Origin of the sequence: Streptomyces sp. NPDC001678 (genome assembly GCF_042892945.1) — a bacterium.
GTDB lineage: Bacteria > Actinomycetota > Actinomycetes > Streptomycetales > Streptomycetaceae > Streptomyces.
Window position 1 is genome coordinate 171,129 of sequence record NZ_JBIAUP010000008.1, and the last position, 22,225, is coordinate 193,353.

The window sequence follows — 22,225 nt, forward strand, 5'->3', positions numbered from 1 at the left end:
CTACGGGTGGCCGGTGCGGCCACCGTCGATCCGATCTTCGCAGCCGGGCCGAACCGGCCCGGAGCCGGGGGTGGTTCATCAGTTCGGGTGAGCGTTGGGCCGAACGGGCGGATCGCCGGGGCGGATTGTTGTAGACCTGCGTTCCCCCTCCCTCCTCAGACCACCCCGGGAGCGCTTCATGAGCGCATCGCCCCGCGCCTACACGCCCGACAGCCCCGAAGCGGCCTTGAAATACGCGGTTCAGCACATCCAGCCGGACCGCGCGCAGCTGGTCGAAGGGACCATCCGCCCCGTTTCGCGAAGCTGGAGCCACGAGTCGACAATCGACTGCGTCCGCGCCGCGATCGGCGCGACAGTGGCCCGGCTGACCTGCGTCTCGGGCCGCGGCGACCTCGATCTCCCCGGTTCCTGCAACTGGTACATCCCGGACCTGGCCGTTGTCCCCGAGGCCTTGACGACGGGCGCCGGAGCACTCCTGCCGCAACAGACCCTGCTCGTCGTCGAAGTGACCGACGAGTTCGACGGCGACACCGACCGGGTCGTGAAGCGCCGCCGCTACGCCGAGTTCAACGCCCCGTTGTACCTCCTCGTGGACCGCCAGGAACGCACCTGCACGCTCTTCAGCGCGCCGAGCCGCCTCGGCTACACCAGCACGAACGGCCCCCACCCCTTCGGTACACCCCTCCACCTACCCGCCCCCTTCGACCTGGAGCTCGACACGTCGGACTTCTGATTTCCACACCCTTGTCCGATTGTCCGGATAGGAGCGGAACGCATGGAGAGGCCATGGCGCATGCCGACGAAATCTCATATCTGAGATACCGTCTGACTCATGACAGACGCCTACCTCGGCCGTATCGGCAAGCTCATCCGCGACGCCCGGCAGCACCGCGGCTGGACCCAGTCGCAGCTCGCGGACGCGCTCGGGACCAGCCAGAGCGCGGTCAACCGCATTGAGCGGGGAAATCAGAACATCAGTCTTGATATGATCGCCCGCATCGGTGAGGCCCTCGACAGCGAGATCGTCTCCCTCGGATACGCCGGGCCGATGCATCTGCGCGTCGTCGGCGGGCGCCGGCTCTCCGGTTCGATCGACGTCAAGACCAGCAAGAACGCCTGTGTGGCCCTGCTGTGCGCCACGTTGCTCAACGCCGGGCGGACCACCCTGCGGCGCGTGGCGCGGATCGAGGAGGTCTACCGGATCCTCGAGGTGCTCGCCAGCATCGGCGTACGGCACCGGTGGATCAACGACGGGAACGACCTCGAGATCGTGCCGTCGGCCGAGCTGGACCTGGGCGCGATGGACACCGAGGCCGCCCGCCGCACCCGTAGCGTCATCATGTTCCTGGGTCCGCTGCTGCACCGCATGGACCACTTCAAGATCCCTTACGCCGGCGGCTGCGACCTCGGCACCCGGACCGTCCAGCCGCACATGACGGCGCTTCGGCACTTCGGCCTCGAGGTCACGGCCACCGACGGCACGTACCACGCCCAGGTGGATCGTTCCGTCTCCCCCACGCGCGCCATCGTGCTGACCGAGCGCGGGGACACCGTCACCGAGAACGCCCTGCTGGCCGCCGCCCGGCACGACGGCGTGACCGTCATCCGCAACGCCAGCTCCAACTACATGGTCCAGGACCTCTGCTTCTTCCTGGAGGAGCTGGGCGTACGGGTCGAGGGCGTGGGTACGACCACGCTCACCGTGCACGGCGTGGCCACCATCGACCGCGACGTGGACTACGCGCCCTCCGAGGACCCGGTCGAGGCCATGAGCCTGCTCGCCGCCGCCGTGGTGACGGAGTCGGAGCTGACGATCCGCCGGGTGCCGGTGGAGTTCATGGAGATCGAGCTCGCCGTCCTGGAGGAGATGGGCCTCGACCACGAGCGCAGCCCCGAGTACCGCGCCGACAACGGCCGTACCCGCCTGCTCGACCTGACCGTGCGCCCCTCCAAGCTGCGGGCGCCGATCGACAAGATCCACCCGATGCCGTTCCCGGGCCTGAACATCGACAACGTGCCGTTCTTCGCGGCCATCGCCGCGTTCGCCCAGGGCCAGACCCTCATCCACGACTGGGTCTACGACAACCGCGCCATCTACCTCACCGACCTCAACCGCCTCGGCGCGGACGTCAAGCTGCTCGACCCCCACCGCGTCCTGGTCGAGGGCCCCACCCGCTGGCGCTCGGCCGAGATGATGTGCCCGCCCGCGCTGCGCCCCGCCGTGGTCGTGCTGCTGGCGATGATGGCCGCCGAGGGCACCTCGGTGCTGCGCAACGTCTATGTCATCAACCGCGGTTACGAGGACCTGGCCGAGCGCCTCAACTCCATCGGCGCCCAGATCGAGACGTTCCGGGACATCTAGCCCTGGTGGCCCTGGTATCCCTGGCGTCGTCCGGCGCGTCCGGTGGGCTCACCGGACGCGCCGGACACGCCGAACTCACCTGATTCGTCGAACTCGCCGGGCTCGCCGGGCTCCCGCGTCACGGCCAGCACGGCCATGTCGTCGTCCCGCGGGCCGCCCGTCCAGCGCTCGACGTCGCGGATCAGCGCGTCGATGACGTCCCCCGGACCGCCGAACGGGCCGAGCCCCGGCAGCCGCTCCCGAGGGTCGTAGAAGGCGCCCGTACCGTCCCTGGCCTCGGTGACGCCGTCGGTGACCATCAGCAGGGTGTCGCCGACGGCGAACGGCCAGCGGTCGGGGGCGGGGCGGGGGCCGGACGCGTCCAGAGCGCCCATCCCCAGGGGCAGACCGGGCTCCCCCGGCGCCAGCGTCCGCACCCGCACACCGTCGGCGCCCCCGGCGAGGAGATACGCCGCCGGGTGCCCCCGGCTGAGCAGGGAGAGCCGGCCCGCACCCGGCTCGAACTCGCCGAGCAGCGCCGTGATGAAGCCCTCCATCCGCAGTTCCTCCTCGCGCTCCCCCACCTCACGCGCCACGGCGCGCTCAAGGCGGTCGGCGAGCTCGCCGAGGTCCGGGGCCGTCTCCGCGGCCTCGCGGAAGGCGCCGAGCAGCAGGGCCACCGCCCCCACCGCGCCGAGCCCCTTGCCCCGGACGTCCGCGATCAGCACCCGGGTGCCGTACGGCGTGGCCCGCACGGCGTACGCGTCGCCGCCGATCTGTGCCTCCACCTGCGCGGCCCGGTAGCAGGCGGCGACGGCCAGCGGCCCGATCCGGGCCGGGGGCGCGGGCAGCACCGCCCGCTGGGCGGCCTCGGCCACCGAGCGGACGACGTCCAGCCGGCGGCCATGGCGGGCGACCACCCGGTTCACTCCGACGCCGATCAGCGCGGCGAAGAGGGTGTTGACCAGTTCGAGCCAGCCCGGAAGACGGCCCAGGTAGCCGTGCCTGGCGGTCAGCGCCAGCACGCCCACGACGATGACGGCGCCCACGGCCACGGTGTGCCGCAGCGACAGGAGCGCGCCCGCCACCACACAGGCCGCCGCCATCATCGGATCGCCCCAGTAGTCCTGCGGCGCCAGCGCGTCCCAGGTCAGCCCGGCCGCGATCAGGGCGCCGGGGGCGAACCGCACGTAGCGCGGCCAGTGCGTGGAGACGGACGCCATGCGCGCTTCCCGCTTCCCGGTTTTCCACTTCCCAGCGACAGCTGAACAGCGCTATGTGAACAGCCCCATGCGAACAGCGCTATTTTATGCCGCTTTATCAAGCGATTACCTCTCCAAAGCACCCGAAAGGGCTCCTCCGGAGGGGTCGTTGCCGCTCCCCGACGGGCGTGCGTAGACTCCTGGCTGACCGAGCGGTCAGACTTTTAACCGCCCGGTCAGGCGTCCACCGTGAGGGGAGCGGAAAGACATGGAACGCACGACTTGCTGTGTGGTGGGGGGCGGGCCCGCGGGCATGATGCTCGGGTTGCTGCTCGCCAGGGCCGGCGTCGAGGTGACCGTGCTGGAGAAGCACAAGGACTTCCTGCGGGACTTCCGCGGCGACACGGTCCACCCGTCGACACTGCGGCTGCTCGACGAGCTCGGCCTGGGCGAACGGTTCGCACGGCTCCCGTCCCGCCGGCTGGACACGGTCCGCATGCACATCGGCGACACGGTCGTGCCCCTGAGCGACCTGCGCCGCATCCCGGGCCCGCACAAGCACATCGCGATGGTCCCGCAGTGGGACTTCCTCGACCTGCTCGCGAGCGCGGCCGCCGAGGAACCGTCCTTCACCCTGCGGATGCGCACGGCCGTCACGGGCCTGCTCACCGAGGGCGGCCGGGTCACCGGCGTGCGCTACGAGGACGCGGACGGCGCCACCGGGGAGATCACGGCGGACCTCACGGTCGCCTGCGACGGCCGTGACTCGCTGGTCCGCGAACTGGCGGGGCTGCGGCCCGACTACTTCGACGTCCCCATGGACGTCTGGCAGGTCCGGGTGCCCGCGCAGGCCGACGGCGCCAAGGACGGCGCGGTCTTCATGCGCGCCAAGGGCGACCAGTTCGCGACGACCATGGACCGCGGCGAGTACTACCAGACCTCCTACCTCATCAAGAAGGGCACCGACCAGGAGCTGCGGGCCAACGGGATCGAGTGGTTCCGCGCCCGGATCGGCGACCTGTTCGGCTGGGGCGAGGAGGTGACGGACACGATCCGCTCGTGGGACGACGTGAAGCTGCTCGATGTGACCATGGGCAGACTGCGGCGCTGGTACCGGCCGGGGCTGCTGTGCGTCGGGGACGCGGCGCACATCATGTCGCCGACCGGCGGCGTGGGCGTCAATCTCGCGGTGCAGGACGCCGTGGCGGCCGGGCGGATCCTCGCGGAGCCGCTGCGGAACGGCTCGGTCTGCGTGCACGACCTGGAGCGGGTGCAGAAGCGCCGGCTGCTGCCGGTGGCCGCCGTGCAGCGGTCGCAGATCGCCGAGCACGAGACCCTGCTGCGGCCCGCCCTCGCCGGCACGCTCGACCCCGACCGGCTGCCGGTGCCGTTCCGGCTGTTGCGGAGCGTTCCGGCGCTGCGGACCCTGACCGGGTATCTGGGCGGGGTGGGGATCCGCCCCGAGCGCGTGCCCGCCTTCGCCCGGCGCTGACCGGCCGCCGCGGGGTCCGGCCCGGGGACGGGCACAGCGCTCGGCCGGGCGGGCGCCGGCGCCGGGACCGTACGGGGGTCAGTCCTGGCGCCGGATCGCGCTGAGCGTGAACGTCTCCAGCTCGTCGGCCGCGGCGTCGAGGTCGTAGTCGGGGTGGACGAGCCAGTGGGAGATCACGTTGTCGATCGCCCCACCGATGGCGAGCGCCACGGTGCGGGTGTCGAAGGCGCGTACCCGACCGGCCTCCTGCCCTCGGGCCAGGAGGCCGGCCAGGTGCTGCCAGCGGTCGTGGGTGTCGTGGGAGCCCGGCGTCTTGAGCCGGGTGCCGTCCTGGTCGTCGAGGAGCATCTCGGTGATGACGCGGACGTGCCGGCGGTTGGCCTGCTGGTAGGAGATCATCGCGCGGACGTACGCGACGATCGCGGCGCACGGCTCGGTCTCGCGCTCCACCCGCTCCTGGACGTGGGCCGCGAACCGCTCCATCACGTGCTCGAGCGTGAGCCGGGCGAGGTTGTCCTTCGACGAGAAGTGGTAGAGGACGGCGGCCTTGGAGATGCCGGCAGCCTCGGCGATCGCCGAGAGCGAGGTGGCCGGATAGCCCTTGGTGGAGATCAGGTCGATGGTGCACTCGACGATCTGCTGCCGCCGGGCCCGCTCGGTGAAGGTCAGGGCCTCGGGGTCGGCACTCCGACGAGGGGCCATCGACACGCCGCCTTTGCTCTCACTCGGCCACGGGCGCCGCGAGGGCTTCCCCGGGCACGGTTCCACGAACGCTTCTGCGAACCGCTGCAAACGGTACACCGGGCGCCGTGGCCGGTGCGGCACGGCCGCCGGAGACGACTGTCAGGGCAGCACGACGACCGGCCATCACCGTCAGGGCAGCACGACCACCGGACGCCACCATCAGGGCGGCACGACCACCGGCCATCACCGTCAGGGCAGCACGGCCAGTCCGTCCAGTTCCACCAGTGCCTCCTCGTCCCAGAGCCGGACCACGCCCACGACGGCCATCGCCGGGTAGTCGGGGCCCGCCAAGCGCCGCCAGATCCGGCCGAGTTCACGGGCGTGCGCCCGGTACGCCCCCACGTCCGTCGTGTGGACCGTCACCCGGGCCAGGTGCTCCGGACCGCCCCCGGCGGCCCGGAGGGCGGCCAGGAGATTGGCCAGGGCCAGCTCGAACTGCTCCGGCAGGCCGCCCGCCACGACCGTCCCGTCCGCGTCGAGCGCGGTCTGCCCGGCCAGGAGGACCAGTCGGCCCCCGGTGGCGACGACGGCGTGGCTGAAGCCGCGGGGCGGGGCGAGCCCGGCGGGGTCGATCCGTTCCAGACCCATCAGGACGGCTCCTCACTCACCGGTACAGCTCCTTCGCGATGATCGTGCGCTGGACCTCGCTCGCCCCCTCGTAGATCCGGGGCGCGCGCACCTCCCGGTAGAGGTGCTCCAGGAGGTGGCCGCGGGCCAGGGCGCGGGCGCCGTGGATCTGGACGGCGGAGTCGACGACGTACTGGGCGGTCTCGGTGGCGAAGAGCTTGGCCATCGCCGAGCGCGCGGCGACGCCCGGCTCCCCCGCGTCGTAGGCCGCCGCGGCCGCCCGGACGAGCAGGCCGGCCGCCTCGGTGCGGGTGGCCATCTCGGCGAGCAGATGGGAGACGGCCTGGAGGTCCTTCAACGGGCCGCCGAACGCCCGGCGTTCGCCCGCGTGGGCCACCGAGGCGTCCAGGGCGGCCCGGGCCATTCCGACAGCGAAGGCCCCGACGCTGGGGCGGAACAGGTCGAGGGTGGCCATGGCCAGCCGGAAGCCCCGGCCCACCTCGCCGATGACGTCGCCGGGGCCCACGGGCACGCCGTCGAAGGTGAGCGTGCCCAGGGGATGGGGGCCGAGCATCTCCAGCGGTTCGCCGCCGAGACCGGGACGGTCGGCGGGGACGAGGAAGGCGGTGACCCCGGCCGCTCCGGGCCCCGGGCCCGTACGGGCGAAGACGGTGTAGACGTCGGCCTGGGGGGCGTTGGAGATCCAGCGCTTCTCGCCGTGGAGCCGCCAGCCCGCCGCCCCGGCCGCCCCGGGCGCTCCGGACGGCCCGGTCGCCCCGACCGCTCCGGACGGCCCGGCCGCTCCAGCCGCCCCGGCGGGCTCCGCGCGCAGTTCCAGGGCGGCCGCGTCCGAACCCGCGCCCGGCTCGCTCAGCGCGAACGCGGCCACGGCCCGGCCCGCCGCGACCTCCGGCAGCCAGCGCGCCCGCTGCGCCCGGGTGCCGTGGGTGACGACGGGGTGGGCGCCGAGGCCTTGCAGGGCGAGGGCCGTCTCGGCCTCCGTGCAGGCGTACGCCAGCGATTCGCGCAACAGGCACAGGTCCGTGGCGCGTACGGGCCCGGCCAGGGGCACCACGCGGGAGAGCAGGCCGAGTTCGCCGAGCGTCGCGAGGAGCGGCCTGTTGACCCTGCCGGGAGCGCCCCGGTCCGCGACGGGGCGCAAGCGACGGGCGGCGAGCGCGCGCAGCTCCGCGGAGCCCTTGCGCCGCTCCCCCTCCCCTGTGAACGGTGTGGCCATCCGACCCACCCTTCTCTCGCGTGGTATGTCGCGTGGTTTATCGCGCTCTATTGACTGCCGTCACCAACTCGATACGCTGACAGTGGATCCGCGTCGCTGGCAAGACCCCCGTTCACCTCCGTTTTCTCCGGTGATTCCGCCGACGAGGGGGCGCATCCGCGATGGAGCTCATGCCATCGGCCCATATCGACACCTTCCCGCGTGACCACCTCCCGCCCGCCGCCCAGTGGCCGGACCTCCGCTTCGACCTCCCCGGCGCCCCGGACCTGCGCTACCCCGACCGCCTCAACTGCGCCGAGCGGCTGCTGGACGCCACGGTGGACCGGCTCGGCCCCCGGCGACCGGCGATCCGTGACGGGTCCGGGGCAGGAGCCGGGACGGGCGTCGGGGCAGGGGCAGGGGCCGTCTGGTCGTACGGGCTGCTCAAGGAGCACGTCGACCAGATCGCGCACGTCCTCACCGAGGACCTGGGCGTCGTACCCGGCAACAGAGTGCTGCTGCGCGGCCCCACCACGCCATGGCTCGCGGCCTGCTGGCTGGCCGTGCTCAAGGCCGGCGCGGTGGCGGTGACCGTCCTGGCCGCGCAACGCCCGTACGAACTGTCCACCGTCTGCCGCATCGCCCGCGTCCGGCACGCCCTGTGCGACGCCCGGTCGGCCGACGACCTCCACGCGGCGAACATAACGGACTTACACATCACCCTGTACGGCGGAAACCAACCCGACGACCTTCTGCGGCTCTCGGCAAATAAACCCGCATCCTACGGCGCGGTGGACACCTCCGCCGACGACGTCGCCCTCATCGCCTTCACCTCCGGCACCACCGGACACCCCAAGGGATGCGTCCACTTCCACCGCGACGTCCTCGCCATCGCCGACACCTTCTCGGCGCGCGTACTGCGGCCCCGCCCGGACGACGTCTTCGCCGGCAGCCCGCCGCTCGGCTTCACCTACGGCCTCGGCGGTCTCCTCGTCTTCCCGCTGCACGCCGGGGCGTCCACCGTGCTCACCGACTGGGGCGGCCCCGAGCGTCTGCTCGCCGACATCCAACGGCACCGCGTCTCCGTCCTGTTCACCGCGCCGACCGCCTACCGCGCGATGCTGGGCGCCCTCGGCCCCTACGACGTGTCGTCCCTCCGCCGGTGCGTCTCCGCGGGCGAGCACCTGCCCGCCGACCTCTGGCACGCGTGGCGGCGGGCCACGGGGTTACGCCTGATCAACGGCATCGGCGCCACCGAAATGCTGCACGTCTTCATCTCCGCCGCCGACGGCCGCATCCGCCCCGGCACGACCGGCCTCCCCGTCCCCGGCTACGAGGCACGCGTCGTCGGCCCGGACGGCGTGCCCGTGCCCGACGGGCACCCCGGCCTGCTGGCCGTACGCGGCCCCACCGGCTGCCGCTACCTCGCCGACGAACGGCAGTGCGTGTACGTACGCGACGGCTGGAACCTCACCGGCGACACCTACATCCGCGAACCGGATGGCTACTTCCGCTACGTGGCCCGCGCCGACGACATGATCGTCTCGGCCGGCCACAACATCGCCGGGCCCGAGGTCGAGGAGGCCCTGCTGCGCCACCCCGACGTCCTGGAGGCGGCCGTCGTCGGCCGCCCGGACGAGCGGCGCGGACAGATCGTCGTCGCCCACGTCGTCCTGCGGGAGGGTGTGCCGCCCACCGCGGAAACGGTCGCGGACATACGAGAGTTCACCAAAAAGGAGATCGTTCCGTACAAGTGCCCTCGCGAGATCGTGTTCCTCACCTCCCTTCCCCGCACGCCCACAGGCAAATTGCAACGCTTTCGCCTGCGTTCCGGAGCTTTACAGTTTCCCCGTGACTGACCAGCAACCGCTTCACACCCCCCGCTCCCTCATCGTCACCTTCTACGGCGCGTACGGGCGCGGGGACGCCGGCCGCCCCGCCGGGCCGGTGCCGATCGCGGCCCTGATCCGGCTGCTGGGCGCGGTGGGCGTGGACTCGCCCTCGGTGCGGTCGGCCGTCTCCCGGCTCAAGAGACGCGGCCTGCTCGTGTCCGGCCGCACCCCCGCCGGCGCGGCGGGCTACGGACTGTCCGACGGCGCCCGGCAGTTGCTGGACGACGGCGACCGGCGCATCTACGGCCGCCCCTCGGCCCGCGCGGGCCACGGCTGGCTGCTGGCCGTCTTCTCGGTGCCCGAGCACGAGCGGCACAAGCGCCACCTGCTGCGCTCCCGGCTGTCCCGGCTGGGCTTCGGCACGGCGGCCCCCGGCGTGTGGATCGCCCCGGCCCATGTGCACGAGGAGACCCGGCACACCCTGGAGCGGCTGGGGCTGGCCTCCTACGTCGACCTGTTCCGGGGCAGCCACCTGGGCTTCGAGCCGACCGCCGAGTCGGTCGCCCGCTGGTGGGACCTCGACGCGCTGGCCGCGCAGCACCGCGCGTTCCTGGACGCCCACGAACCGGTCCTCCGCCGCTGGTCCCGCCGCAAGCCGGTGCCGCCGGAGGCGGCCTACCGCGACTACCTGCTGGCCCTGGACCGCTGGCGACGCCTCCCGTACGCGGACCCCGGCCTCCCGGCGGGCCTCCTCCCCACCGACTGGCCGGGCGGCCGCGCGGCCCGCGTCTTCGCGGCCCTCCACGCGCGACTGCGGGACGCGGGGGCGCAGTTCGTGGCGCCGGCTTTGGCGTGACCACAATCCAGCCCGTCCGGCGTTTGAGGACCGGGGGTCCGGGGGCGGAGCCCCCGGGAAACGGTGAAAGGGCGGGACCGGGGCCCCTCCCCTACACCCGCCGCCCGGTCGGCGGCCGCCGACTCCCCGCCCGGTAGGGCAGCGGCCACGGGGCCCCCGGCCCCGAATACCCCTGCTCCGCCGCCGCGTGCAACGTCCAGTTCGGATCGTACAAATGCGGCCGCGCCAACGCGCAAAGATCCGCCCGCCCCGCCAGAATCAGCGAATTGACGTCGTCCCAGGACGCGATCGCCCCGACGGCGATCACCGGCACCCCCACCTCCCTGCGGATACGATCCGCGAACGGCGTCTGGTACGAACGCCCGAACGCGGGCCGCTCGTCCGGCACGACCTGTCCGGTGGAGACGTCGATCGCGTCCGCGCCGTGCTCGGCGAAGGCCCGGGCGATGGCGACGGCGTCGTCCGCGGTCGTACCGCCCTCGGCCCAGTCCGTCGCCGAGATCCGGACGGTCATCGGCCGCTCCGCCGGCCACACCGCGCGTACGGCATCGAAGACCTCCAGCGGAAAGGCCAGCCGGCCGGTGAGACCGCTGCCGTAGCCGTCGGTGCGCTGGTTGGTGAGCGGCGAGAGGAAGCCGGACAGCAGATAGCCGTGCGCGCAGTGCAGCTCCAGCAGATCGAACCCGGCGCGCGCCGCAGCCTCCGCCGACCGTACGAACTCCTCCCGTATCACGGCGAGTTCGGGCGCGGTCAGGGCGTGTGGCGTCTGGTTGACGCCAGGGCGGTACGGGATGGCCGAGGGGGCGACGACGGGCCAGTTTCCCTCGGGGAGGGGCTGGTCGATGCCCTCCCACATCAGCCGCGTCGAGCCCTTCCGTCCGGAGTGGCCGAGCTGGACCCCGATGGCCGTGCCGGGGGCCCGCTCGTGGACGAAACCGACGACGCGCTCCCACGCCCGCTCGTGCTCCGGCGCGTAGAGCCCCGCGCATCCCGGTGTGATGCGCCCTTGGGCGCTGACGCAGACCATCTCGGTCATCACCAGCCCCGCGCCGCCGAGGGCGCGGGCGCCGAGGTGGACGAGGTGGAAGTCGCCGGGGGTGCCGTCCGTGGCGGAGTACATGTCCATCGGGGAGACGACGACGCGGTTGCGCAGGGTCAGCCCGCGCAGCCGGAAGGGCATGAACATCGGCGGGGTGCCGGCCGGGACGCCCGCCTCCTTCTCCACGGCGGCGACGAAACCGGGGTCGCGCAGCCGGAGGTTGTCGTGGGTGACGCGGCGGCTGCGGGTGAGGAGGTCGAAGGCGAACCGGCGGGGCGGCCCGTCGACGCGGACGGCGAGGTCCTCCAGCCACTCCATGCTGGCGCGGGCCGCCCGCTGGAGGGACTCGACGACGGGGCGGCGCTCGGCCTCGTACGCCGCCAGGGCCTCGGTGACGCCCGTGGCGCCGTCCAGGTGAGCGGTGAGGGAGACCGCGTCCTCAAGGGCGAGTTTGGTGCCGGAGCCGATGGAGAAGTGGGCGGTGTGGGCGGCGTCCCCCAGCAGGACCGTACGCCCGTGGGACCAGTGCTCGTTGACGACCGTGCGGAAGACATTCCAGGTGGAGCGGTTGGCGCGCAGGGCGTGGCCTTTCAGCGGCCCGGGGAACCAGCCGGCGCAGGCGTCGAGCGACGCCTGCTCGTCGCGGCCGTCCAGGCCGGTGCGGCGCCACACCTCCTCCCGCATCTCGACGATGACGGTGCTGGCGTCCGGCCCGAAGGGGTAGGCGTGGAGCTGCATGACGCCGTACGGGGTCTCGGTGATCTCGAAGCGGAAGGCGTCCAGGGCGAAATCGGTGGCGAGCCAGACATAGCGGCAGCGGTGAGAGGTGACCGTGGGGCGGAAGTGGTCACGGTGGGTGTCGCGGATGCGGCTGCCGGCGCCGTCGGCGGCGATGACGAGATCGTACGAGCGGGCCAGCTCCGCGGCGGGCGGCGCCTGCGCGCGGAAGCGGAGGGTGACGCCGAGCTCGTGGCAGCGCCGTTGGAGGAGGGCGAGGAGGCGGTGACGGCCGAGGGCGGCGAAGCCGTGGCCTCCGGAGGTGATGGTGCGGCCCCGGTGGACGATGTCGATGTCCCCCCAGCTGACGAGCTCGCGGTGGAGGGCGGCGTGGAAGACGGGGTCGGCGGTCTCGATGCCGCCGAGGGTCTCGTCGGAGAGGACGACGCCGAAGCCGAAGGTGTCGTCGGGGGCGTTGCGCTCCCAGAGGGTGATGTCGCGCTCGGGTGCCTGGCGTTTGAGCAGGGCGGCCGCGTAGAGGCCGGCGGGGCCGCCACCGACGACCGCGACGCGGGCCGCCGCCGGGGCGGTCACCGGCCCCGCCACGCGGGGGGCCGCTTCTCGGTGAAGGCGGCGTGGAACTCGGCGTAGTCGGCGCTGTTCATCAGGAGGGCCTGGGTGGCGGCGTCGAGTTCGAGGGAGGCGGCGAGGGGCATGTCGAGTTCGGCGCCCAGCAGGGCCTTGGTCTGGGCGTGAGCGAGGGCGGGCCCCTCGGCGAGCCGGCGGGCGAGGTCGCGGGCGGCGGCGGGCGCGCCGCCCGGTTCCACCAATTGACTGATGAGACCGATGCGTTCGGCCTCGGGCGCGTGGACGGGCTCGCCGAGCATCAGCAGCCGGGTGGCGTGGCCGAGTCCGACGACGCGGGGCAGGAGGTAGGCCGCGCCCATGTCGCCGCCGGAGAGGCCGACCCGGGTGAAGAGGAAGGCGAAGCGCGCGGTCGGGTCGGCGACCCGGAAGTCGGCGGCGAGCGCGAGGACCGCGCCGGCGCCGGCCGCGACCCCGTGCACGGCGGCGACCACGGGGAACGGGCAGTCGCGCAGGGCCCGGACGACCTGGCCGGTCATGCGGTTGAAGTCGAGGAGGCGGGCGGTGTCCATGGCCAGGGTCGCGCCGATGATGTCGTCGACGTCGCCGCCCGAGCAGAAGCCACGCCCCTCGCCGCCGAGGACCAGGGCGCGTACGGATCCGTCGCGGGCCAGCTCGGGGAGGAGGTCGCGCAGGTCGGCGTAGGCGCCGAAGGTGAGGGCGTTGAGCCGGTCGGGGCGGGCGAGGGTGACGGTGGCGACGCCGGAGTCGAGGGTCAGGCGCAGGTGCCGCCATTCCTCGGTGCGGGACGCGGAGCCGGTGAACGGACTCATCGAGCACGGCCTCCTTCAGCCGGACGGCTGGTGCCTGCCCGGTGAAGCTATCACCGTTGTGTGACTGTCGTCACGAGTGCGCGATAGGGCTTGGGGGCCTTGGGCCTTGAGGCATGGGCCTCTGGGCGTGGGGCTCGGGGCGTGGGGCTCGGGGCTCGGGGCTCGGGGCTTGGGGCGGCTTGAGCCCCTGTCGCGCACTCGTGACGGGGGTGGGGCGAAGGGCGGGGCGGGGAGCAGGGGCGGGGGCGGGGGCGGGGTCAGCGGCCCAGGGTCGCCACCATCAGGGCCTTGATGGTGTGCATACGGTTCTCGGCCTCGTCGAAGACGACCGAGTGGGCGGACTCGAAGACCTCGTCGGTCACCTCCAGGGAGGTCAGGCCGTGGCGCTCGTGGATCTCGCGGCCGATGGAGGTGCCGAGGTCGTGGAAGGCGGGCAGGCAGTGGAGGAACTTCACGGTGGGGTTGCCGGTCGCGCGCAGGACGTCCATCGTGACCGCGTACGGCCCGAGGACGGCGATACGGGCGTCCCAGACCTCCTTGGGCTCGCCCATCGACACCCAGACGTCGGTGGCGACGAAGTCCGCGCCGTGCACGCCCTCGGCGACGTCGTCCGTGAGCGTGATCCGGGCGCCGCTGACCGCGGCCAGCCGCCCGGCCTCCTCGATGATCTCCTGCGCGGGCCACAGCTCCTTGGGCGCCACGATGCGGACGTCCATACCGAGGAGGGCGCCGGTGACGAGGTAGGAGTTGCCCATGTTGTAGCGGGCGTCGCCGAGGTAGGCGTAGGCGACGCGCTCCAGCGGCTTGGCGGTGTGCTCGGTCATGGTGAGCACGTCGGCCAGCATCTGGGTGGGGTGCCACTGGTCGGTGAGGCCGTTGTAGACGGGCACCCCGGCGTGGACGCTGAGCTCCTCGACGATGCCTTGGCCATGGCCCCGGTACTGGATGGCGTCGAACATCCTGCCGAGCACCCGTGCGGTGTCCCGGACGGACTCCTTGTGGCCGATCTGGGAGCCCGCCGGGTCGAGGTAGGTGGTGTGAGCACCCTGGTCGGCGGCTGCCACCTCGAAGGCGCAGCGGGTCCGGGTGGAGGTCTTCTCGAAGACGAGGGCGATGTTGCGGCCCTGAAGACGACGCTCCTCGGCGCCCGTGCGCTTGGCGGCCTTGAGCTCCGCGGCCAGTTCGATCAGGCTGTGGAACTCCTCGGCGGTGAGGTCCGTCTCCTTGAGGAGGTGGCGGCCCTTGAGGTCTGTCGCCATGGCATGGGCTCCTACGTCGTCAGCGGCTGTGGCGAAAATCGGAAGTATATACAGCCTGCCACATTCTTATGCACCCGCCTAGGGGGCTGCGGCCCGGCCGGGTCCGGTCGGGTCCGGTTAGGTCTGGTTGGGGCCGGCTACAGGAGGCTAGGCTCCCGGCACCGGGTCCCGCTCGACCGGACAGCTCATACAGCGCGGCCCACCCCGGCCCCGGCCCAGCTCGCTGCCGGGAATGGTGATGACCTCGATCCCATGTTTGCGCAGATATGTGTTGGTCGTCGCGTTGCGCTCGTAGGCGACCACGACGCCCGGCTCTATCGCCAGGACGTTGCAGCCGTCGTCCCACTGCTCGCGCTCGGCCGCGTGGACGTCCTGCCTGGCGGTCAGCACCCTGATGGAGTCGAGACCCAGGGCGGCGGCGATCGCGCGGTGCATATGCTCCGGCGGGTGGTCGGTGACCTTGAGCTCGCTCTCGCCGACGCCCGGCTCGATCGTGTACGAGCGGAGCATGCCCAGGCCCGCGTACTGGGTGAAGGTGTCGCCGTCCACCATGGTCATCACGGTGTCCAGGTGCATGAAAGCCCGCCGCTTGGGCATGTCCAGCGCCACGATCGTACGGGCCGACCCGGCCGCGAAAAGGCCTCTGGCCAGCATCTCCACGGCCTGGGGAGTGGTCCGCTCGCTCATCCCTATGAGGACGGCGCCCTCGCCGATGACCAGCACGTCGCCGCCCTCGATGGTGGAGGGGTAGGCCGCCTGCCCGTCGCACCAGATGTGGAAGCCGCCCGGGGCGAAGAGCGGGTGGTGGCGGTAGACCGCCTCGTAGTGCACGGTCTCGTGCCAACGGGCGGGCCAGCGCATGGCGTTGATGCTCACCCCGTCGTAGATCCAGGCCGAGGTGTCGCGGGTGAAGAGGTGGTTGGGCAGCGGATTGAGGAGGAAGTCGTCCAGGTCCATGACGTGGAAGCGGACGGACACGGGCTCGGCGTGCCGCTCCAGGAACTCCCGCTTGGTCATCCCGCCCACGAGCCATGAGGTCAGCTCGGCGGCGGGCATCCCGTCGAAGGCGGCCCGCAGATGGTCGGTGGCGAGGGGGCCGTACTCCTTCTCGTCGAAGACCCGGTCCAGCACCAGCGCCCGGGCCGCCGGTGACCGCAGGCTCTCCTCCAGCAGGTCCTGGAAGAGATGCACCTCCACACCGCGCTCACGGAGGACGTCCGCGAAGCCGTCGTGCTCGGCGCGGGCGCGGCGGACCCAGAGCACGTCGTCGAAGAGAAGAGCGTTCTTATTGGAGGGCGTGAGCCGCTTCAGCTCCAGGTCGGGGCGGTGCAGGATGACGCGGCGCAGCCGCCCGGCCTCGGAATCGACATGGAATCCCATCCCCCCATCCTGACCCCAACCCGCCCCGTTCACTCGGCGACCGGGGCACGGAGTGCCGAGTGGGACGACCGCTGGGGGCGCGGAGCCGGCCCGGCCCGCGCCCCGTAAGGGGCGCGGGGCTGTGTCGATATGCGGCTACCGCCGCGCGGGCGCGACCAGCCCCCACCGGCCCGCAGCGCCCGGACCGCTGGACCGCAGTGCCCGGACCGCACTGCCCGGACCACGGGGCCGCAGGACCGCACGGCAGTGGGACCGCACGGCCGTGGGACCGCAGGACCGCCGGAGGCGAAACGCTAGAGCCGCGGGTCCACCGGCTCGGACTCCAGCGCGAGGACGGCGAAGACCGCCTCGTGGACCCGCCACAGCGGCTCCCCAGCCGCCAGCCGGTCCAGCGCCTCCAGACCCAGCGCGTACTCGCGCAGGGCGAGTGAGCGCTTGTGGCCGAGGTGGCGTATGCGCAGCCGGGCCAGATTCTCCGGACGGGTGTACTCGGGCCCGTAGATGATCCGCAGGTACTCCCGGCCCCGGCACTTGATGCCCGGCTGGACGAGCCGGCCGTCCTCCCCGCGCACATACGCCTGGAGCGGCTTGACGACCATGCCCTCGCCACCGGCTTCGGTGAGGTCGAGCCACCAGCGGGTGCCCTCGGCGACGGACGCCTCGTCCCCGGTGTCGACGACGATACGGCGGGTGGGGGCGAGCAGCCCGCCGGAGGCGCCGCCCGCGTCCTGGGCCACGATCCGGTCGATCATCGCGAGCTGCTCGTCGTGCGGGACGGTGGCCAGGCTGCGGCCCTCGCCGGCCAGGATCTGGAACGGCGCCAGCCTGATCCCGTCCAGGCCGTCCCCGTCCAAGCCGTCCAAGCGGCCCCCGCCGGTGCCGGCGGCCGGGCCGACGGTCCAGCAGTAGCGGCGGTACGCCTCCGTGAAGGCCTCGGCGTCCTCGGCCCGCTCACGCTGACGGCCGAGCAGCTCGGCGACGTCCAGCCCCCGGGCGGCGGCGGACTCCAGGGCCGCGAGCGCGCCCGGGAAGACCGCGCCGGAAGCCGCGCCCACCGCCGCGTACTGGTTGCGCAGCAGCCCCTGGGCCTTGAGGGACCAGGGCATCAGCTCGGCGTCCAGCAGCAGCCAGTCGGTGGTCAGCTCCTCCCACAGCCCGGCGCCCGCCACGCATCGGCCCAGCCGCTCCAGGATTCGGGTGACCACCTCGGTGTCGTCGAAGAACGGCCGGCCCGTGCGGGTGTACACCGCGCCGGGCACGCCCTCGGGCAGCCCGAAGCGCTCGCGTGCCACATCCGCGTCACGGCACACCAGGACCACGGCCCGGGAGCCCATGTGCTTCTCCTCGCACACCACCTGGCGCACACCATCGGCGCGGTAGGCGGCGAAGGCCTCCGCAGGATGCTCCAGGTAGCCCTCCTCCTTGGAGGTGGCGCAGGGGGCCATGGTCGGCGGCAGGTAGACCAGCTGGCGGGGCTCGGCCGCGAAGCGGCTCATGACCTCCAGGGCCGCCGCCGCGTTCTCCTCCTTGACCGCCACCCGGCCCAGGTGCCGGGTCTCCACGACGCGGCGGCCGGTGACGTCGGCGAGGTCCAGCGGGCGGCCGTCGGCGCCGCCGGGCGCCTCGCTGACCAGCGGCCGCAGCGGCTCGTACCAGACGCGCTCGGCCGGTACGTCCACGAGCTCGCGCTCGGGCCAGCGCAGCGCGGTCAGCTTGCCGCCGAAGACGGCACCGGTGTCCAGGCAGATGGTGTTGTTGAGCCACGTGGCCGTGGGGGTCGGGGTGTGGCCGTAGACCACGGCGGCCCGGCCGCGGTAGTCCTCCGCCCACGGGTAGCGCACGGGCAGGCCGAACTCGTCGGTCTCGCCCGTCGTGTCGCCGTACAGCGCGTGCGAGCGGACTCGGCCGGAGGTGCGGCCGTGGTACTTCTCGGGCAGCCCCGCGTGGCAGACGACCAGCGCGCCGCCGTCGAGGACGTAGTGGCTGACGAGCGCACCGATGAACTCCCGCACCCGCTCCCGGAACTCCGGGTCCCGCTCGGCCTCCCGCTCGAGCTGCTCGATGGTCTCGGCGAGACCGTGGGCGACCTTGACCTGACGGCCGCCGAGGAAGCGGCCGAGCTTGTTCTCGTGGTTGCCGGGGACGCACAGGGCGTGCCCGGCGGCGACCATGCCCATCACCAGGCGCAGCACACCGGGGCTGTCGGGGCCCCGGTCGACGAGGTCGCCGACGAAGACGGCGGTGCGGCCCTCGGGGTGCGTGGCGTCCACGGGACGGCCGGCGTCGTCGCGCACGAGGTCGTAGCCCAGCCGGGTCAGCAGGCTCTCCAGCTCGGAGCGGCAGCCGTGGATGTCACCGACGATGTCGAACGGGCCGGTGACGTGCCGCAGGTCGTTGTAGCGGCGTTCGCGCACGATCTCGGCGGAGTCCGTCCGGGCCGTGCCGCGCAGGACGTGCACCTTGCGGAAGCCCTCGCGCTCCAGGTGGCGCAGGGAGCGCCGCAGCTCGCGCTGGTGGCGCTGGATGACGCGACGGGGCAGGGCGGCCCGGTCGGGTCGGGCGGCGTTGCGCGCGGCGCAGACGTCCTCGGGGATGTCGAGGACGATCGCGACGGGCAGCACATCATGCTCCCGGGCCAGGGCGACGAGCTGCTTACGGGCCTCGGGCTGGACGTTGGTGGCGTCGACGACGGTCAGCCGGCCGGCCGCGAGGCGCTTGCCGACGATGTAGTGCAGCACCTCGAAAGCGTCCTTGCTGGCGCTCTGGTCGTTCTCGTCGTCGCTGACCAGACCCCGGCAGAAGTCGCTGGAGACGACCTCGGTCGGCTTGAAGTGCCGTGCGGCGAAGGTGGACTTGCCGGACCCGGTGGCCCCGATGAGGACCACGAGCGACAGGTCGGGAACGGCCAGGGCCACCTGGCCCTCAGCCGTGCGCCCCTCGGCCATGCGCTCCTTGGCTGTGGCCTTCTCCGTGGTACGGCTCTCCGTTGTGCGGTTCTCGGTCATGCGGTCCTCGCCTCCTTCGCGCTCTCGTCGGTGCCGCGCTGCTTGTCACTCACACCGTTCACGTCGTTCACATCGTTGTTCGTCTTCTTCTTGCCCTTCGCGCCGGCGTCCTCGCTCGTGTCGTTCCTGTGGAACGCGGCCATCTGCGTCGGCGGCCCCACCTCGGGGTCGTCGGGCCCCACGGGCAGGAACTCCACCGCGTACCCATGGCGCTCGGCGACCCGCTCGGCCCAGGCCCGGAACTCCTTCCGGGTCCACTCGAAGCGGTGGTCCGCGTGGCGAACGTGCCCGGCGGGAAGGGTCTCCCAGCGGACGTTGTACTCCACATTGGGCGTCGTCACTACGACCGTCGCCGGGCGGGCCGCGCCGAACACCGCGTGCTCCAGGGCGGGCAGCCTCGGCAGGTCCAGGTGCTCAATGACCTCGCTGAGCACGGCGGCGTCATAACCGGCGAGCCTGCGGTCCGTGTAGGCCAGGGAGCCCTGGAGCAGCGTCACACGGGCCGCCTGCCGCTCCGGCATCCGGTCCAGGCGCAGCCGTCGCGAGGCCTCCTTCAGCGCGCGTATCGACACATCGACGCCCACGACCTCGGTGAAGCGGGCGTCCTTGAGGAGCTCCCCCACCAGCTGTCCCTGACCACAGCCGAGGTCAAGCACCCGGGACGCCCCGGACCGGCGCAGGACGTCGAGGATCGCCGCACGTCGCTGCACCGCCAGCGGTACGGGCCGCTCCTCGGTGTCCGCCGTCTCGTCGACCGCGTTGTCCAGTTCCTCGGCCTCGGTGTCGTCGGCCTCGGCCAGCCGGGCCAGCGCCAGGCGGTCGAGGGCGTCACGGGTCAGACCCCAGCGGCGGGAGAGATAGCGGCTGGTGATCAGTCGCTGCTCGGGGTGGTTTTCCAGCCAGCCCTCGCCGAAGCGCAGCAGCTTCTCCACCTCGTCGGGCGCGACCCAGTAGTGCTTGGCGTCGTCCAGCACCGGCAGCAGCACATACAGCTGCCGCAGCGCCTCGACCAGCCTCAGCTCCCCTTCCAGCACCAGCGACACATAGCGCGAGTCGCCCCACTCGGGGAACCGCTCGTCCAGTGCCACCGGACGGGCGGTCACCGTCCAGCCCAGCGGCGCGAAGAGCCGCTCCACGAGCGCGACACCGCCCCGGGCGGGCAGCGCCGGGATCTCGATGCGCAACGGCCTCACCTGCCCCGGCAGTTCGGGCCGGGCCGCGCACTGCCCCTTGATGGCGCTGGAGAACACGCTGCCGATCGCCACGGCCAGCAGCGAGGAGGCCGCGTAGGGCCGGTCGTTGACGTACTGCGCCAGCGCCGAGTCGGGAGCGCCGCCCCGGCCCCGGCCCTTGCCGCGCCGGACGAGCGCCACCGGATCGACCTCGAGCAGCAGCGCCGCCGTGCAGCGCTCCACACCGGCCTCGGGGTAGAGGACGTGCGCGGTGCCATGAGAGGTGGAGAATCGCTGCGCCTTGTCGGGATGCTTGTGCAGCAGGAATCCGAGGTCGGTCGCGGGGTTCTCGGCGTCACCGGAAGTACTGATCGTCAGGAACACACGGTCGATTATCCGGGTCTGTCTGGCCGGATTCCTACTGGTTTTCCAGCAGCGCGGCCAGCTCCGCGATCCGCTCCGGGCCGACGCGGCAGCAGCCGCCGATGAGCCGGGCCCCGGCTGCCCGCCAGCCCGCGACCCGCGCGGGATCGAATGTCGCACGCCCCCGCCAGTCCCTTGCTCGCGCATCCCATCCCTCCCCACTGTTCGGATAGACCACGACCGGTTTCCCCGTCACCCGGGCGGCGATCTCCACCGCCTGGTCCACATCGCCCGGCGTACAGCAGTTGACCCCGACGGCGATCACCTGATCGTTCCCGGCGGCCACCGCGAACGCCTCTGTCAGTGGCTGCCCCGCCCTGGTGGCCTCGCCCTCAATGCTGTACGACAGCCACACCGGCACCCCGCAGCCCCGTACGGCCCGCAGCAGCGCCCGCGCCTCGTCCACGTCCGGCACGGTCTCCAGCGCCAGCACATCCGGCCCGGCCCCGGCCAGTGCCTCGATCCGCGGCCGGTGGAACCGCTCCAGCTCCGCGACGCTCAGCCCGTACCGCCCCTTGTACTCGCTTCCGTCCGCGAGCATCGCCCCGTAGGGCCCGACGGACGCTGCGACCCAGACCTCCCTCTCAGCCCGCGCGGCCGCCCGGCGCGCCAGCTCCACGCTCCGCCTCAGCAGCGCGGCCGCCTCCTCCCTCCCCAGCCCCCTTTTCGCGAACCCCTCGAAGGTCGCCTGATAGCTGGCCGTGATGAGCACCCGAGCACCTGCCCGGACATAGGCCGTGTGCGCGGCCTCGATCTGCGCGGGGTCATCGGCGAGCAGCCGCGCCGACCACAGCTCGTCGGACAGGTCACAGCCTTGGGCCACCAGCTGATTGGACAGCCCGCCGTCCAGGACGAGCGGCCCATGAGCGAGCGCGGCCGCGAGCGGTGCGCCAGGCAGCGCGTCCGGCAGCACATCAGACGCATCAGACGGGTCGGACGAGTCGGACGAGTCGGACGACGTGACAGGCAAGACGTCGGACGGCCTGCCGGGTGGTGTATCCGGGGCGGACATCAAGGGTGCTCCTCCAGCGCTGGGCGGGCCTCTCCCCACCACTATCGCGCCTCCCTCCGCACACCTCCGTTCCGCCTGCTCGAACAGACGTCAACAGGCCGCCTCACGCCTTCCCCTACTCACTCCGGCCGGGTGAAATTCCCCCACGCCGGACGGCCCACGGCGCCTCCGCCAGTGTCCGGCGCGTCCAGCTGATCGTTGGCTCGGGCGGAGCCGGACCGCCCGGCCCGCGCACCGGTGTCCGCTGCCGGAGGCGACGATCGCAACGCCGCCCGACCGCACGGGGAGGGCGAGGGCCGAGGAGGCCACCATGACCCAGGAAGCCGCGCCCGACGAGGCCATGCCCACCCAGGCTGCTTCCCCACAGCAGGGCGCACCCAAGGGCCTGCTGCAACAGATGGAGGAGCTGATGGCGGCGCTCAACGCCGATCTGACGCAGCTCGACGCCGACCTTCAGTCGTCGGAGCGGCGACCCGTCGACGAGGCCGTCGAGCCCGAGGAGCCCGCCGAGCCCACCTCGCCCACGGGCGGCACCGGCACGGACTGACCT

The 22,225-nt window shown here is 72.6% G+C and carries 17 protein-coding genes; 6 read left to right on the forward strand and 11 right to left on the reverse strand.

Translation table 11 applies throughout. The features are described 5' to 3' along the window. The first annotated feature begins 178 nt into the window (after positions 1-178). Together ACFYZR_RS18975 and ACFYZR_RS18980 are read left to right on the forward strand one after the other, a co-directional pair. A complete protein-coding gene (locus ACFYZR_RS18975) occupies positions 179-733 on the forward strand; it encodes a Uma2 family endonuclease (RefSeq protein ID WP_391911612.1) in 555 nt (184 codons plus the stop codon). Positions 734-832: 99 nt separating this feature from the next. Beyond that, positions 833-2,362 carry a helix-turn-helix domain-containing protein gene (locus ACFYZR_RS18980; RefSeq protein ID WP_387571796.1) on the forward strand — a complete coding sequence of 510 codons (1,530 nt, stop codon included), beginning with the start codon at positions 833-835 and terminating at the stop codon, positions 2,360-2,362. Here the strand turns inward: ACFYZR_RS18980 and ACFYZR_RS18985 are convergent. Then, on the reverse strand, positions 2,359-3,564 hold the full coding sequence (locus ACFYZR_RS18985) for a PP2C family protein-serine/threonine phosphatase (RefSeq protein WP_391911614.1): 1,206 nt from the start codon (positions 3,562-3,564) through the stop codon (positions 2,359-2,361). The two genes, ACFYZR_RS18980 and ACFYZR_RS18985, sit on opposite strands and share 4 nt — an antisense overlap. Positions 3,565-3,811: 247 nt before the next feature. Between ACFYZR_RS18985 and ACFYZR_RS18990 the strand changes: the two genes are divergently transcribed. Continuing rightward, positions 3,812-5,035, forward strand: coding sequence for an FAD-dependent oxidoreductase (locus tag ACFYZR_RS18990; protein ID WP_391911616.1), 1,224 nt, complete (start codon positions 3,812-3,814; stop codon positions 5,033-5,035). Between the two features lie 78 nt (positions 5,036-5,113). Here ACFYZR_RS18990 and ACFYZR_RS18995 read toward each other — a convergent pair whose 3' ends face one another. From ACFYZR_RS18995 to ACFYZR_RS19005, 3 genes are all read right to left on the reverse strand, one after another. Beyond that, positions 5,114-5,737, reverse strand: a complete 624-nt coding sequence (locus ACFYZR_RS18995) for a TetR/AcrR family transcriptional regulator (RefSeq protein ID WP_391911618.1) — start codon at positions 5,735-5,737, stop codon at positions 5,114-5,116. A 231-nt stretch (positions 5,738-5,968) separates the two neighbouring features. Next, complete coding sequence (locus ACFYZR_RS19000) at positions 5,969-6,367, reverse strand: RidA family protein (RefSeq protein WP_391911620.1); 399 nt, start codon at positions 6,365-6,367, stop codon at positions 5,969-5,971. A gap of 16 nt (positions 6,368-6,383) precedes the next feature. Further along, positions 6,384-7,583 (reverse strand): acyl-CoA dehydrogenase family protein, encoded by a 1,200-nt coding sequence (locus ACFYZR_RS19005; protein WP_391911622.1) that lies wholly within the window; start codon positions 7,581-7,583, stop codon positions 6,384-6,386. A gap of 161 nt (positions 7,584-7,744) precedes the next feature. Between ACFYZR_RS19005 and ACFYZR_RS19010 the strand changes: the two genes are divergently transcribed. Both ACFYZR_RS19010 and ACFYZR_RS19015 read left to right on the forward strand, forming a co-directional pair. Next, positions 7,745-9,421 carry an AMP-binding protein gene (locus ACFYZR_RS19010; RefSeq protein ID WP_391911624.1) on the forward strand — a complete coding sequence of 559 codons (1,677 nt, stop codon included), beginning with the start codon at positions 7,745-7,747 and terminating at the stop codon, positions 9,419-9,421. Beyond that, complete coding sequence (locus ACFYZR_RS19015; protein ID WP_391911627.1) at positions 9,414-10,250, forward strand: PaaX family transcriptional regulator C-terminal domain-containing protein; 837 nt, start codon at positions 9,414-9,416, stop codon at positions 10,248-10,250. Before ACFYZR_RS19010 ends, ACFYZR_RS19015 begins: the two co-directional genes overlap by 8 nt. A 91-nt stretch (positions 10,251-10,341) precedes the next feature. On the opposite strand, the gene ACFYZR_RS19020 is transcribed toward ACFYZR_RS19015, so the two are convergent. The 7 genes from ACFYZR_RS19020 to mmuM all read right to left on the reverse strand — a co-directional run bounded on the left by ACFYZR_RS19020 (position 10,342) and on the right by mmuM (position 21,675). After that, entirely contained in the window at positions 10,342-12,612 is a 2,271-nt protein-coding gene (locus ACFYZR_RS19020; RefSeq protein WP_391911629.1) for a bifunctional salicylyl-CoA 5-hydroxylase/oxidoreductase, read from the reverse strand. Next, positions 12,597-13,424 carry an enoyl-CoA hydratase family protein gene (locus ACFYZR_RS19025; protein ID WP_391911631.1) on the reverse strand — a complete coding sequence of 276 codons (828 nt, stop codon included), beginning with the start codon at positions 13,422-13,424 and terminating at the stop codon, positions 12,597-12,599. The genes ACFYZR_RS19020 and ACFYZR_RS19025 overlap by 16 nt, the downstream gene beginning before the upstream one ends. 257 nt (positions 13,425-13,681) lie before the next feature. Continuing rightward, on the reverse strand, positions 13,682-14,683 hold the full coding sequence (gene argF / locus ACFYZR_RS19030; RefSeq protein WP_391911633.1) for an ornithine carbamoyltransferase: 1,002 nt from the start codon (positions 14,681-14,683) through the stop codon (positions 13,682-13,684). A 147-nt stretch (positions 14,684-14,830) separates the two neighbouring features. Then, positions 14,831-16,063: an arginine deiminase gene (locus ACFYZR_RS19035; protein WP_391911635.1), complete on the reverse strand. Its 1,233-nt coding sequence runs from the start codon at positions 16,061-16,063 to the stop codon at positions 14,831-14,833. A 293-nt stretch (positions 16,064-16,356) separates the two neighbouring features. Continuing rightward, complete coding sequence (locus tag ACFYZR_RS19040) at positions 16,357-19,008, reverse strand: polynucleotide kinase-phosphatase (RefSeq protein ID WP_391911878.1); 2,652 nt, start codon at positions 19,006-19,008, stop codon at positions 16,357-16,359. Positions 19,009-19,064: 56 nt separating this feature from the next. Beyond that, positions 19,065-20,624, reverse strand: a complete 1,560-nt coding sequence (locus ACFYZR_RS19045) for a 3' terminal RNA ribose 2'-O-methyltransferase Hen1 (protein ID WP_391911637.1) — start codon at positions 20,622-20,624, stop codon at positions 19,065-19,067. A 34-nt stretch (positions 20,625-20,658) separates the two neighbouring features. Further along, positions 20,659-21,675, reverse strand: a complete 1,017-nt coding sequence (gene mmuM / locus ACFYZR_RS19050; RefSeq protein ID WP_391911639.1) for a homocysteine S-methyltransferase — start codon at positions 21,673-21,675, stop codon at positions 20,659-20,661. Positions 21,676-21,985: 310 nt separating this feature from the next. Here mmuM and ACFYZR_RS19055 point away from each other — a divergent pair, with 310 nt between their 5' ends. After that, on the forward strand, positions 21,986-22,222 hold the full coding sequence (locus tag ACFYZR_RS19055) for a hypothetical protein (protein ID WP_391911641.1): 237 nt from the start codon (positions 21,986-21,988) through the stop codon (positions 22,220-22,222). Positions 22,223-22,225: the final 3 nt, after the last annotated feature.